The following is a 13,765-nucleotide window of genomic DNA, read 5'->3' as shown; positions in this document are numbered from 1 at the left end:
CCTTCAATCCTGCCACATGTTTATTGAATGACCTCGCTTCAAGTGCGCATCGAGCGCTTTCCCATTGCCGGCACCTTCACGATTTCCCGCGGGTCCAAGACCGAAGCGGTGGTCGTGGTTGCCGAGATTCGCGATGGGACCAATGTCGGACGGGGCGAATGCGTTCCCTATGGTCGCTATGGCGAGACGCCGGACGGCGTCGCCGATCTCCTGCGCGGGCTTGCCGCAGAGGTTGAAGGCGGGCTCGACCGGGCGGCGCTCCAGCAGCGCCTGCCTGCCGGAGCGGCAAGAAACGCCCTCGATTGTGCCTTCTGGGACCTGGATGCGAAAAGGTCGGGCATTCCGGCCTATCGCGAAGCGGGACTGCCGGAGCTGCGGCCGCTCGTCACCGCCTTCACGCTGAGCCTCGATACGGCCGAGGCCATGGCCGAGGCTGCGCGCGCCTCCGGCTGGCCGCTGCTGAAGCTGAAGCTCGGCGGAGAGGACGATATTGCGCGCCTGAAGGCGATTCGCGCCGCGGTGCCCGGCACGCGGCTCATCGTCGATGCCAATGAAGGGTGGACGGCGGAAACCCTCGCCGAGAACTTCGCGGCCTGCGCAGAGATGGGCGTGGAACTGATCGAGCAGCCTCTTCCCGCCAAGGCGGACGATGCTCTCGCCGCGATTCCCCGGCCGGTACCGGTCTGCGCCGACGAAAGCGTTCATGAGCGCGCCAGCCTCAGGGGCCTCATCGGCAAGTACGATGCGGTGAATATCAAGCTGGACAAGACGGGCGGTCTCACCGAGGCGCTCGCCATGGCGGAGGAAGCACGCGAGGCCGGCTTTACCCTGATGGTGGGCTGCATGCTGGCCTCCTCCCTCGCCATGGCGCCGGCTTTGCTGGTGGCGCAGCGGGCCGGCGTGGTGGATCTCGACGGGCCGCTGCTGCTGGCGCGCGACCGCGAGAATGCCCTGCGTTATGAGGGCGCGACGGTCTTTCCGCCCTCGCCTGCGCTCTGGGGCTGAACGGAGCGGGCCGCAGCCGCCAGGGCCGCGCCCGCAAGTCCGAGGCCGGCGGAGGCGAGGAAGGCGCCATTGCCGAACGACACCCATAGCAGCCCCGAAGCAAAGCTCGCGCAGGACATGGCAAGGCTCACCGTCCAGCCGGCGATGGACTGCGCGGTGCCGGCCCGATGCTCCGGCGTGAAGCGGGCCACCAGTTCCACGAGGCCCAGATAGGTGGCGCCGAAGGTGGCGCCGTGGAGGAGCTGGAGCGGGACCAGCAGCCAGAGTGGCGGATCGAGGCTCAGCGCGGAAAACCGCACGGCCGCCGCCACGCCCCCGGCGCCGAGAAGGACCAGCGGACCGAACCGCTTTACGACGATGGTGCCGTAGCGGAACAGCGCGATTTCGGAAATGACGCCGATGGCCCAAAGCATGCCGATGGCGGTGAGGGAGAGCCCCCCTGCCGCCCAATGCACCGAGGCGAAAGCATAGAGCGTCGCGTGGCTCGCCTGCACTAGGGCTGCCGCCAGTACGCCGAGCACGAGGATGGCGCGCGCCCGCGGCATTGCCATGTGCGGCGAGGCATGGACCGGCGGACGGGGAAGTTCCGGCAGGACAAGCATGGCGGCGAAGAAGCTCGCCTGCCCCGCCACCATCAGCGCCACAACCACCGGCGCCCCCGCCTGGGCGATCAGGAAGCCGCCCGCGAGGTTGGCGAAGACGAAGCTGGCGGAACCCCACAGCCGGCTGCGCCCGTAATCCACCCGGCCGGCGCGAGCCTGGCGCGTGGCATAGGCATCCAGCAGCGCGAAGCTCGGGTTCCAGGCCATGGCGGCAATGCCGAGCACCACATAGATGGCCATGACGGTGTGGCAGAAGGCCAGCACGCCCATGAGGATGCAGGTGATGAGGGCCAGCGCCGCGAGAAGGGCTTTGGGCCGGCCGAGCCGGTCGGAGAGGAGCCCGAGCAGCGGGGTCGCCAGAAGGCGCGTGAAAAGCGGGACGGCGATGGCCGCGCCGATTTCCTGGGGCGAGAGCCCCCGCTCCGTCAGCCAGAGCGGGAAGAAGGGCATGTAGATGCCCAGGGAGAAGAAAAGGGTTCCGTAGGCCGAGGCCAACGCCGCCCGCACGGGGCGCACCTCGCTGCTCATGCCGCCCCCGATCAGGCTGAAAGGCAGGCCTCGAAGGTCGCGGTATCGACGTTCCCGCCCGAGAGCACGATGGCGACGGTTTTTCCCCGCGCGTCGAGTCGCCCGTGGAGCAGAGCCGCGAGCGCCACGGCGCCGCCGGGCTCCACGACCAGCTTCAGCTCACGGAAGGCGAAGCTGATGGCCTTCGCCACCTCGGCATCGGTGGCCGTCACGCCCTCGCCCACCAGATGGCGGGACACCTCGAAGGTGATGACGCCCGGGGTCGGCGCCAGCAGCGCGTCGCAGAAGGAGCCGGAGGCTGCCGCGTTGCGCTCGCGCTGGCCGGAGCGGAAGGAGCGGCCGTGATCGTCGAAGCCTGCGGGCTCGGCGGCAACCACGCGGGCGTTCGGAAAGCGCGCCTTCACCGCCAGCGCGATGCCCGAGATCAGTCCGCCGCCGGAGACATTGGCACTGACGATGTCGGGCGCGAGACCCTGGGCCGCGAGGTCTTCGGCGATTTCGAGGCCCACCGTGCCCTGCCCCGCCATGATGTCCGGATCGTCATAGGGCGGCACGAAGATGGCGCCGCGCTCGGCCGCGATGCGGTTGGAAATGGCGTCGCGGTCTTCCGTGAGGCGGTCGTAACCCACCACTTCGGCGCCCCATTCCAGGGTGCGCTCGCGCTTCATGGCCGGAGCATCGTGCGGCATCACGATCACCGCCGGCAGGCCGAGAAGCTTGGCGGCGGCCGCGACGCCCTGGGCATGGTTGCCGGAGGAGCAGGCAACGACACCGGCAACGCGCTGCTCCTTCGGGATCTGCACGATGCGGTTATAGGCGCCGCGGAACTTGAAGGAGCCGGTGCGCTGGAGCGTTTCCGGCTTCAGGAACACGCGGGCGCCGGTGACCGCGTCGAGCACGGGCGAGGAGATAAGCGGCGTGCGCACGGCGACGCCCTTGAGGCGAGCGGCGGCGGCATCGACGTCGGCGGCTGTGGGAGGCGTCCTGCGGCTGGTCATGCGATGGAAGCTAGCCTACCCCGCCGCAATAAGCGAAACCGCCGCGCCACGGGCCCGAAATCATGGGCGATCAGCACATTGTCCACGAACTGCCGGGCGCATTCCCGCCAGCTGTGGCGCAGCGCGAACTCGCGCGCCGCAACGGGGGAGAGTTCCAGCGCCTTGAGGCAAGCGTTGCGCAGATCCTCGTCCAGCACGCCCACGGGCTCCGTGGCCTCGGCGAGCACATCCTTGGGGCCGGTCACGGGATAGGCCGCCACAGGCAGGCCGCTCGCAAGGGCTTCCAGCAGCACGATGCCGAACGTGTCGGTGCGGCTCGGGAAAACGAAGACGTCGCTGCCGGAATAGATCTCGGCCAGCGCCTCGCCTTCCTTCGGCCCGTAGAAATGCACGTCCGGAAAGCGCTCCTTCAGGCTGGCGAGCGCCGGGCCGCCGCCCACCACCACCTTGGAGCCCGGCAGATCGAGAGCGAGGAAAGCCTCAATGTTCTTCTCCACCGCCACCCGGCCCACAAAGGTGAAGATGGGGCGCGGCAGGCCGAGATCCACTTCGGGACGGGGGCGGAACAGTTCGGCATCCACCCCGCGCGACCAGCGCATCAACCGCTTGAAGCCGCGTGATTCCAGTTCGCGTTCCAGCGTCGCCGTGGAGACCATCACGCCGCCGCCGGCATTGTGGAAGCTGCGCAGCCAGGAATAGGTCAGCCGCTCCGGCACCGGGGCGCGGGCGGAGAGATATTCCGGGAACTTGGTGTGGTAGCTGGTGGTGAAGGTGCGCTTGGAAGCGATGCACGCCCGGCGCACCAGGATGCCGATGGGGCCTTCGGTGGCCACATGGACGAAATCAGGCTGCAGCGCCTCGATGCGCCGCATGATCATGCGCGGCGTCGCCAGCGACAGGCGGATTTCCTGATAGGTCGGAAGCGGGACGGTGCGGAACTGCTGAGGAGTCAGGAATTCCATCTCGGCGCCCAAATGGGCGGCCTCGCGCGCCGTGTGCTCAAGCGAACGCACGACGCCGTTGATCTGGGGATGCCACGCGTCGGTGGCGACAAGAATGCGCATCAGGCAGCCGCGCGGGCGGTCTCCACCTCAGGGGCTGCCAGCGATAGCATAGGTTGGCGCCGCGTCCAGCAGATGATTTCCATCCGGCCGTCCTCGTGCTCGGCTACCGCGGTGCAGCTTTCCACCCAATCGCCGCAATTGATGTAGCGGACGCCGAACTGGTCGTGGATCATGGCGTGGTGGATGTGGCCGCAGATGACGCCGTCCACCTTGTTGCGCTTGGCCTCGTCGGCCACCGCTTCCTCGAACTTGCCGATATAGTTGACCGCGTTCTTCACCTTCAGCTTCGCCCATTGGCTGAGCGACCAATAGGTGAGGCCGAGCTTGCGGCGCACGAGGTTCACATAGGTGTTGATGCCGAGCGCCAGCGTATAGGCGCCGTCGCCCAGGAAGGCGAGCCACTTGGCATGGCGCACCACCACGTCGAACACGTCGCCATGGATGACGAGATACTTCTTCCCGTCGGCCGCCTCGTGGATCACCGTCTCCACCACTTCGATGCCGCCGAAATGGGTGCCGTAATAATCCCGAAGGAACTCGTCGTGGTTGCCGGGCAGATAGACGATCCTCGTGCCCTTGCGCCCCTTGCGCAGAAGCTTCTGCACCACGTCATTGTGCTGCTGGGGCCAGTACCACGATGAGCGCAGGCGCCAGCCGTCGACGATGTCGCCCACCAGATAGAGCGTGTCGGACTCGTGATACTTCAGGAAATCGAGGAGGAGATCGGCTTGGGATCCCTTTGTGCCCAGATGGACGTCTGAAATGAACAAAGAGCGGAAATGTCTCGGTTCAGGGGTGTCGCTCACGTCCCGTCCCTTCATGCGGCCATGCTTCCCGAGCATTCTGGCGGAATTAGCCGGAGTCGTGTATCCCTTTTATGACGCGACTGCGAGAAGATGATGTTCCTAGTCTCCGTCACAGCAAAAGCAAGACGACGCTGGCCGCGACCAAAGTAGCAAGAATCACATTAAGGCGTTGGCGTTGCAGATCATCCTGCAGCACACGCGACATCGCGACGCCGAATATCGCCCAGATTGCAAGTGATGGCAGCGTGGTAACGACGAACGCGGCGGCAATGACCAGCACTTGCGGCAGCATGTCTGTGCCGGAGTGTGTGAATGCGGGAATCACGCTCAGCGCAACCGTCCATGCCTTGGGATTTACCCACTGAAAGGCGACGGACTGAAGAAAGCCCGGCGGCCGCGACTGGTCCGGGCCGGCGCTCGGGGCGGACGCGCGAATCAGGGACCAGGCGAGATAGAGCAGATAGGCCGCGCCCGCGAGCTTGAGGACCGTGTGCAGTCCGGGCACGAGATCGAACAGCCCGCCAAGCCCGAGCCCCATGGCCAGGATCATCACCGGAAAGCCGAACGCGACGCCAAGCATCTGGGGCACGGTGCGCAGGAATCCGAACCGCGCGCCGGATGAGGCGGAGATCAGATTGTTCGGTCCCGGCGAGATCGCGGCGACGAACGCGAACAGGAACAGCGCGGCCAATCGATCCGACATCTTCACTCCCCCTCGCCTCGACCATTGACCAAAGCAGCGTCCCGCGCCAGCTTGCCGACCGGGTGGGCCAGCCGTGTCCGCCGTCTCAACGACAGTCAGGGAGTTCCCCCATGAAGCTGGTCCGCTTCGGCGCCCAAGGCCAGGAAAAGCCCGGCCTAATCGATTCAAATGGCCAGATCCGCGACCTTTCCGGAATCGTCCCCGACATTGCCGGCGATGTTCTGACCCCCGAGGGCCTCGCCCGCATCCGCGCGGTGGATCCTTCCTCCCTGCCCCAGGCGCCTGCTGGCGTGCGCCTCGGCTCCTGCGTGGCGCGGCCCGGCAATTTCGTCGCCGTCGGCCTCAATTATGCGGACCACGCGGCCGAGACCAACAACCCCATCCCAACCGAGCCGGTGCTGTTCAACAAGGCGCCCAATTGTGTCGTCGGCCCCGACGATGACGTGATGATCCCGCGCGGCTCCACCAAGCTCGACTGGGAAGTGGAGCTGCTGATCGTCATCGGCGCCCGCGCCCGCTATGTGGACGAGGCGGACGCGCTGAAGCATGTGGCGGGCTACGCCATCTGCAACGACATCTCCGAGCGCAACTTCCAGATCGAGCGCTCAGGGCAGTGGACCAAGGGCAAGGGCAACGAAACCTTCGGCCCCATCGGCCCCTGGCTCCTCACCCAGGACGAGATGCCCGACACGTCGAGCCTGTCCATGTGGCTGGAGGTGAATGGGGAGAAGGTGCAGAACGGCTCCACCAAGACCATGATCTTCGGCGTCGCCAATCTGGTGTCCTATATCAGCCAGTTCATGGTCCTGGACCCCGGCGACCTCATCACCACCGGCACGCCGCCCGGCGTCGGCCTCGGCATGAAGCCGCCGCGCTATCTGAAGGCCGGTGACGTGATGCGGGTCGGCATCGAAGGCCTCGGGGTGCAGACGCAGACCGTCGTCCCCTTCAAGCTCTGATCTTTCCCTTACCCGAAAAGAAAAAGGGTGGTGCCGTGCGGCACCGCCCTTTCCATTTGTGCGGAGCGCTTGGGCTCAGCGAGCCGGAGCGGCGGGCGCGGCCGGGGCAGCGGCAGCCGGGGCCGCGCCATTGGGAGCAGCCGGACCGCCAGCGGCAGCGCGCTCCTCGGCCTTCTTCTGCGCGAGCTTCTGAAGCTCCTCGGCCATCTTCTGGCGCTCGGCCGCGACCGCATTCGGGTCGGAGGGCGGGCCGTCATAGGCCTTGGCGAAGTCCTTGCCCGGAAGCTGGAAGTTGAGCGTCCGGCCGCCCATCTGCAGCGCCTGGATGGTGATGGTGTTCACCTTCTTCAGCTTGGTCACGAACTCCGCATTCACATCCATGCTGGCGAAGCAGCCATTGGGGAAGCAGATCTCATACTTCAGCGCCAGCGGCGCCTGCTGGTCCAGGACCACGCGGGTGCCAGGCTGGACGAGCATGCCGATCGGCACGGAGACGATGAACTTCTTGACCGGATCGTCCTTCACTTCGCGGATGCCGGCGGACGCCAGCGGCTGCCCGGTCTCTGCGGTGAAGTCCTGCGTGATCATGCAGATCTGCTTGCCGGCCTGTGCGTCGTTGCCGCACACCTTGGTCCAGGGCGTGCTGATGCCGGGCACACCCACGGACTGCGGCGCACCCTGGGCCTGCTGCTGCTGCGCAGCGGCCGGAGGGGCAGCCGGCGCCGCCTGGGCGGGCTTGGCGGGAGCAGCCGGCTTTGCCGGGGCGGTTTGTGCCTGCGCCAGCGCGCTGCCGGCGAAGCCGAGCGCGACCACGACAGCGGCGAGACCGCCGACGCGGCGCAAAGTGGTGGCTTGTGTCATTCCGGAACGATCCCCGTGGTGCGATACGCAGGCCCTGCAAGAAGACGCGACGGCGAGCCCGGTCCCCTCTTAACGCCGGCTCTCTCAGTGTCAAATGAGGCAAGAAGGTGACGCCGTCCCCACCTTTGCATGCGTGCTACATTGACCCGAATTGCGGCCCTGGCGAGACAGCGTTGCCGGGGGCCAAGGCGGACAGGCATGGACAGGGTATTCGGGCGGGTGGCGTTGGGCTTCGGGCTGGCCCTGTTTCTGGCGCCTACGGCGATTGCCGGCAGCGCCGGCACGCCGGATCACGCCATCGCCATGCACGGCGATGCCGCCCTTCCCGATGGCTTCGACCACTTCGCCTATGCCAATCCTGCCGCTCCGAAAGGCGGGCGCCTGACGCTCTCGGTTCCAGGCACGTTCGACAGCCTCAACCCGTTCATCGTCAAGGGGTCTGCCACATCCTTCGTGCGCGGGAACGTGGTCGAGAGCCTGATGGTGCGCAGCTATGACGAGCCCTTCACCCTCTATGGCCTGATCGCCCGGACGGTGGAGACCGACGAGGCGCGTTCCTATGTCCAGTTCGCCCTCGACCCCCGCGCGCGCTTCTCTGACGGCACGCCGGTCACCGCTGAGGACGTGCTGTTTTCCTGGCGCCTGCTGCGCGACAAGGCCCGCCCCAATTACCGGCTCTATTACGCCAAGGTGGCGCATGCGGAGGCGCTGGACCCACGAACGGTCCGCTTCACATTCGAGGGACCGGACCGGGAATTGCCACTCATCATGGGCCTCATGCCGGTGCTGGCGCGCCACGCCACGGACGAAGCCAATTTTGATTCGACCAGCCTGACGCCGCCGCTAGGCTCCGGCCCTTACGTTGTGTCAAGCATCCAGCCCGGCGCCAGCGTCACCCTCACCCGGAACCCCGACTATTGGGGCAAGGACCTGCCGGTCACGCGCGGCCTCCATAATTTCACGGAGCTGCGCTTCGACTATTTCCGGGACGGCAATACGGAGTTCGAGGCCTTCAAACGCGGCCTCATCGATGCGCGCTTCGAGGCCGACCCCGCCCGCTGGCAGACGGGATATGACTTTGCGGCGGTGCGCGAAGGTGACGTCATCAAGGAGGTGATCCCGACGCGCCTGCCCAAGCCCCATTACGCGCTTGTGTTCAATACCCGCCGGCCCATCTTCGCGGACCTCAACGTGCGGCGGGCCATCATCGAGCTGTTCGACTTCCCCTGGATCGACCGCAACCTCTATCACGGCCTTTATACCCGCACGGCAGGGTTCTTCGATGGATCGGACCTCTCCGCCCTCGGCCGCCCCGCATCTGCCATGGAGCGCGCCTTGCTGCTGCCCTACCCCGGCGCGGTGCGAAAGGACGTGATGGCGGGCACCTACAAGCCACCGCAGGCGGACGGCTCGGGCCGCGACCGGGCACGCCTGAAGGCCGCGCTCGACCTTCTCGACGACACCGGCTGGCGGCTGAAGAACGGGCGCCTCGTGAATGAGGACGGTGTGCCCTTCAGCTTCGAGATCATGGTGGCGACACGGGAGCAGGAGCGGCTGTGCCTTGCCTTCGCGAGCCAGCTTGCGCGCGCGGGCATCCAGGCCCGCATCCGCATGGTCGATCCGGTCCAGTTCGACGCGCGCCGCAACAGCTATGATTTCGATATGGTGCCCTTCACCTGGGGCCAGTCGCTGTCGCCGGGCAACGAGCAGGCCTTCTATTTCGGCTCGGATGCCGCCGGCACCCAGGGCACGCGCAATTATATGGGCATGCGCAGCCCCGCCGCCGACGCGCTCATTGCAAGACTGGTGGCGGCGGTGAGCCGGGATGATCTGGAAACCACGTCGCGGGCGCTCGACCGGGTGCTGATCTCCGGCGCCTACGCGGTCCCGCTGTTCCACGCGCCCGGCCAGTGGCTGGCGCGCTGGAAGCAGATCCAGCGCCCGTCCACGCTCTCGCTCTATGGAACGCTGCCGGAAACCTGGTGGCGGGCGCCGTCGCCCTGATCAGGCAACGAGCGGAAAGCGGCGCGCCCGGCGCACCGCCAGATAGCCGAGCACCACGAAGATCACGAGCAGGAGGCCTTGAGCGAACGCGAAGGGCGGCTCGCTGCCGGTGGGTGCCAGCCTGTTGGCCGCGGGCACCTTCAGGAACACCTGCACCAAGCCGACGAACACCAGCAGATAGAGGCTCGCCACCATGCAGCCGGCATAGATGGCCCCCCACGCGCCGGAGAGGTGGCGCACATACCGGGCGTACAGCACCGCGGCCAGAATCAGCAGCGCGACGACGCCGGTGATGTGGGAGGGAAGGATCTTGGCCGCCGGGATGAGAAATCCCGTCACGCTGGTGAGGATGGCGGTGACGAGGAACACATTGGTCCACAGCGCGGAGCCGCGCCCGGCCAGCAATCCCTGGACCACAGGCACGCCCGCCACGATGGCGATGAGGCTGAGCCAGGTGTGAAAACCCACCATTGTCGTCGGATCGAACATGACGGCCCCCTCGGCGTGCAGCGACCTTTTCCCCGCGGGGAGAATGCCCTCATTTTAGAATGATTGCACGTTGGAAGGTGGAGTTTGGAGTTCGCCTTTCGGGTGGGGGCTTGCCTTGGCGGCTCTCAGGCCACCTTCCGCTTCTCCGCCAACCCGGCGAGCTTCTTCAGCACGGCGTGCGTGCCCTTCAGGCGGCCTTCCGCGCTCGGCCAGTCCCGCAGGAAGACCACCTTGAAGTCCGGCCGCACCTTGGCCTGCGGGCCTTCCGAATTGATCATGGCCACAAGCCCGGCGGGATCGGCGAACTGGTTCTCGCGGAACGTCAGCACCACGCCCTTGGGGCCGGCATCCACCTTCTCCACATTGGCCTTCCGCGCAAGCGCCTTGATCTGGGCGAGGCGCAGCAAATGGTCCACCTCGGGCGGGGCTGGGCCGAAGCGGTCCACGATCTCCGCGCCGAAGGAATCGAGCGTCTGGTCCTCGTCGATGTCCGCAAGGCGCCGGTAGAGGGCGAGGCGGACATGCAGGTCGGCCACGTAGTCCTCCGGGATCAGCACCGGCATGCCGATGGTGATGTTGGGCGACCACTTGTCCTCGGCAATGTCGGTGATGCCGGCCTTGAGGTGAGCGATCGCCTCCTGCAGCATCTCCTGGTAGAGTTCGTAGCCCACTTCCTTGATATGGCCGGACTGCTCGTCGCCCAAGAGGTTGCCGGCGCCGCGAATGTCCAGATCATGGCTCGCGAGCTGGAAGCCGGCGCCCAGCGTCTCCAGGGATTGCAACACCTTGAGCCGTCGCTCCGCCTGCGCCGTGATGGGCTTGGATGCCGGCACCGAGAAGATGGCATAGGCCCGCGCCTTCGCGCGCCCGACGCGCCCGCGCAGCTGGTAGAGCTGGGCAAGGCCGAACATATCGGCCCGGTGGACGATGAGCGTGTTGGCGTTCGGCACGTCGAGGCCGCTCTCCACGATGGTGGTGGAGAGGAGCACATCATACTGCCCGTCATAGAAGGCGGACATGATGTCTTCGAGGGAAGTCGCGCTCATCTGGCCATGGGCCACCGCCACCTTCACCTCGGGCACGTTCTTCTCAAGGAATTCCCGCACCTCGGCGAGATCGTCGATGCGCGGCACCACATAGAAGCTCTGCCCGCCGCGATAGCGCTCACGCAGCAGCGCCTCGCGCACGATCAAAGGATCGAACGGCGTAATGAACGTGCGCACCGCGAGCCGATCCACGGGCGGGGTCGCGATGAGGGAGAGTTCACGAACGCCCGTCATGGCCAGCTGGAGGGTGCGGGGGATGGGCGTTGCGGTCAGCGTCAGCACATGCACCTCGGACCGCAGCGCCTTCAGCCGCTCCTTGTGGGCCACGCCGAAATGCTGCTCCTCGTCCACGATGACGAGGCCGAGATCCCTGAAGTGGATGCCCTTGCCCAGCAGCGCATGGGTGCCCACCACGATATCGATGGAGCCGTCCTGGATTCCGGCCTTCACGGCGGTCAGGTCCTTGCCCGTGACCATGCGCGAGGCCTGGGCGATGTTCACCGGCAGGCCCTTGAAGCGCTCCGAGAAGGTCTTGAAATGCTGCCGCGCCAGCAGCGTGGTGGGCACCACCACGGCCACCTGCTTGCCGGAGAGCGCCACCGCGAAGGCGGCCCGCAGCGCCACTTCCGTCTTGCCGAATCCCACGTCGCCGCACACGAGCCGGTCCATGGGGCGGCCCGCGCCGAGATCGTCCAGCACCGCCTCGATGGCGGCTTCCTGGTCGTCCGTCTCCTCATAGGGGAAGCGGGCGCGGAACTCGTCATAAAGGCCCGCCGCCGGCACGAGGCGCGGGGCTTCCGCAAGCTGGCGGCCGGCGGCGATCTTGATGAGCTCGCCCGCCATCTCGCGGATGCGCTTCTTCATCCGCGCCTTGCGCGTCTGCCAGCCGGAGCCGCCCAGCTTGTCGAGCTGCGCCTCGGTCTCCTCCGAGCCGTAGCGCGTGAGCAGCTCCAGATTCTCCACCGGCAGGAACAGCTTGTCCCCGCCGGAATAGTGGATCTCCAGGCAATCGTGGGGCGCGCCCATGGCCTCGATGGCTTTCAGGCCGATGAAGCGGCCGATGCCATGGTCCACATGGACCACGAGATCGCCGGCGGTGAGCGCGGTAAGCTCGGAGATGACGTCCTGAGGCCGGCGCGCCTTGCGCTTCGGGCGCACCAGGCGGTCGCCCAGAATGTCCTGCTCGCCAATGACGGCGAAGTCGTCGGTCTCGAAGCCGCTCTCCACGCCATAGACCGCCAGCGCCACCTGCGTCTTCGGCAGCGCGTCCAGGAGCGCGAAGCGGGAGATGGCGGTGGTGTTCTTCAGGCCGTGGTCGGCGAGCACCGTGCCCAGGCGTTCACGCGAGCCTTCGCTCCACCCGGCCAGGATGACCTTCTTGGACTTCTGGAGCGCGCGCACGTGCTCGATGGCGATGTCGAAGACATTGGCTTCCGGGTCCGCGCGCTCGGCGGCGAACGAGCGGCCCTGAATGCCGCCGATATCGATGGTCTTCCCCACCCCGCCTTCCGGCAGCGCGAAGGGGCTGACGCGCACCAGCGCGCTCGCCTTCAGCCGCTCGCTCCATTCCCCGCCGGTGAGGTAGAGGCGATTCGACGGCAAAGGCTTGTACACGGAGCCGGAGCCCGCCTGCGTCCCCGCCAGGGCCAGGGCTTCCTTACGGGCGGCGTAATAGTCGGCGATCAGCGTAACCCGCTCGCCGGCCGCTTCCTCGGTCAGCGGGTCCACCACCAAAGGCGTGCCTTCGAGATAGTCGAACAGCGTGTCGAGGCCCTCGTGGAACAGCGGCAGCCAGTGCTCCATGCCGGGATGCCGCCGGCCCTCGCTCACCGCCTCATAGAGGGTGTCGCCCTTGGTGTTGGCGCCGAACTCGGCAAGGTAGGCCATGCGGAACTTTCGCATGGTGTCGGAGGTGAGCTGGAACTCGGCCATGGGCACGAGGTCCAGCGCCCGCATCTGCCCGGAGGAGCGCTGCGTCTCCGGATCGAAGGAGCGGATACTCTCCAGCGTGTCGCCGAAGAAATCGAGGCGGATGGGCTGGGGCAGGCCCGGCGGGAACAGATCGATGAGGCCGCCGCGCACCGCATATTCGCCGGTGTCGCGCACGGTGGGCGTGCGCAGATAGCCATTGCGCTCGGCCCATTCCACGATGCCGTCGAGGGCGATGGCATTGCCCGGTGCGGCGGAGAGCGACTGCACCGCCACCAGCGCCTTCGCCGGCACCCGCTGCACGGTGGCGTTCACGGTGGTGAGCACCACGCTCGCCGCCCCGCCCTTCACCCGGGCGAGGCGCGCCAGCGTCGTCATGCGCTGGGCGATGATGGCGGCATTGGGCGAGGCGCGATCGTAGGGCAGGCAGTCCCAGGACGGGAAGGTGTGGATTTCCAGCTCTGGCGCGAAGAAAGCGAGCCCCCGCTCCAGCGCCGCCATGCGCTGGCCGTCCCGGCAGATGACGGCAAGGCTCGGCCAGGGCGCATCCTTCTTCGCCGCGAGGGAGCGCGCGAGATCGGCGACCACGAGCCCTTCCATGCCGTCCGGCACGCGGGAGAGGGTCAGTGATTTGCCGGGGGCGATGTCGTCTGCGAGAGGGCGGGGACGCTTCACGGGCGGGGTTCCATCAAGATCATTTCATCATGGCCGGGTGCAACGGGCCCCCTCTCCCCTTGCGGGAGAGGGCTGGGGTGAGGGGTATGTTGCCGT

General features: G+C 67.0%; 11 protein-coding genes. 3 read left to right on the top strand and 8 right to left on the bottom strand.

Features of this window, described 5'->3' with window-relative positions; all coding sequences use genetic code 11:
• The first annotated feature begins 27 nt into the window (after positions 1–27).
• Complete coding sequence (gene dgcA, locus ABLE91_RS13610; RefSeq protein WP_348931397.1) at positions 28–1,005, top strand: N-acetyl-D-Glu racemase DgcA; 978 nt, start codon at positions 28–30, stop codon at positions 1,003–1,005.
• Here dgcA and ABLE91_RS13605 read toward each other — a convergent pair.
• The 5 genes from ABLE91_RS13605 to ABLE91_RS13585 form a co-directional block, all read right to left on the bottom strand.
• Positions 957–2,135, bottom strand: a complete 1,179-nt coding sequence (locus ABLE91_RS13605) for an MFS transporter (RefSeq protein WP_348931395.1) — start codon at positions 2,133–2,135, stop codon at positions 957–959. The two genes, dgcA and ABLE91_RS13605, sit on opposite strands and share 49 nt — an antisense overlap.
• 11 nt (positions 2,136–2,146) lie before the next feature.
• Positions 2,147–3,133, bottom strand: a complete 987-nt coding sequence (locus ABLE91_RS13600; protein WP_348931393.1) for a threonine/serine dehydratase family protein — start codon at positions 3,131–3,133, stop codon at positions 2,147–2,149.
• Positions 3,130–4,197, bottom strand: a complete 1,068-nt coding sequence (locus ABLE91_RS13595; RefSeq protein WP_348931390.1) for a glycosyltransferase family 4 protein — start codon at positions 4,195–4,197, stop codon at positions 3,130–3,132. Before ABLE91_RS13595 ends, ABLE91_RS13600 begins: the two co-directional genes overlap by 4 nt.
• Positions 4,197–5,018 carry a UDP-2,3-diacylglucosamine diphosphatase gene (locus ABLE91_RS13590; protein ID WP_348931388.1) on the bottom strand — a complete coding sequence of 274 codons (822 nt, stop codon included), beginning with the start codon at positions 5,016–5,018 and terminating at the stop codon, positions 4,197–4,199. The genes ABLE91_RS13595 and ABLE91_RS13590 overlap by 1 nt, the downstream gene beginning before the upstream one ends.
• Before the next feature lie 94 nt (positions 5,019–5,112).
• Entirely contained in the window at positions 5,113–5,706 is a 594-nt protein-coding gene (locus ABLE91_RS13585; protein ID WP_348931386.1) for a LysE family translocator, read from the bottom strand.
• Between the two features lie 110 nt (positions 5,707–5,816).
• Here ABLE91_RS13585 and ABLE91_RS13580 point away from each other — a divergent pair, with 110 nt between their 5' ends.
• The gene (locus ABLE91_RS13580) at positions 5,817–6,665 is read left to right on the top strand and encodes a fumarylacetoacetate hydrolase family protein (RefSeq protein ID WP_348931384.1); all 849 of its coding nucleotides are present in this window, start codon (positions 5,817–5,819) and stop codon (positions 6,663–6,665) included.
• A gap of 75 nt (positions 6,666–6,740) precedes the next feature.
• Here ABLE91_RS13580 and ABLE91_RS13575 read toward each other — a convergent pair whose 3' ends face one another.
• A complete protein-coding gene (locus ABLE91_RS13575; RefSeq protein ID WP_348931383.1) occupies positions 6,741–7,526 on the bottom strand; it encodes an invasion associated locus B family protein in 786 nt (261 codons plus the stop codon).
• Positions 7,527–7,724: 198 nt separating this feature from the next.
• Between ABLE91_RS13575 and ABLE91_RS13570 the strand changes: the two genes are divergently transcribed.
• Positions 7,725–9,530 carry an extracellular solute-binding protein gene (locus tag ABLE91_RS13570; RefSeq protein WP_348931381.1) on the top strand — a complete coding sequence of 602 codons (1,806 nt, stop codon included), beginning with the start codon at positions 7,725–7,727 and terminating at the stop codon, positions 9,528–9,530.
• Here the strand turns inward: ABLE91_RS13570 and ABLE91_RS13565 are convergent, their stop codons facing one another.
• Together ABLE91_RS13565 and mfd are read right to left on the bottom strand one after the other, a co-directional pair.
• The gene (locus ABLE91_RS13565; RefSeq protein WP_348931380.1) at positions 9,531–10,019 is read right to left on the bottom strand and encodes a hypothetical protein; all 489 of its coding nucleotides are present in this window, start codon (positions 10,017–10,019) and stop codon (positions 9,531–9,533) included.
• Positions 10,020–10,144: 125 nt separating this feature from the next.
• Positions 10,145–13,669 (bottom strand): transcription-repair coupling factor, encoded by a 3,525-nt coding sequence (gene mfd, locus ABLE91_RS13560; RefSeq protein ID WP_348931379.1) that lies wholly within the window; start codon positions 13,667–13,669, stop codon positions 10,145–10,147.
• Positions 13,670–13,765: the final 96 nt, after the last annotated feature.

This window comes from Aquabacter albus, from assembly GCF_040049275.1.
Taxonomy (GTDB): Bacteria; Pseudomonadota; Alphaproteobacteria; order Rhizobiales; family Xanthobacteraceae; genus Aquabacter.
Note: the sequence above shows the minus strand (reverse complement) of the source record. Positions and strands in the feature narration are given on the sequence as shown.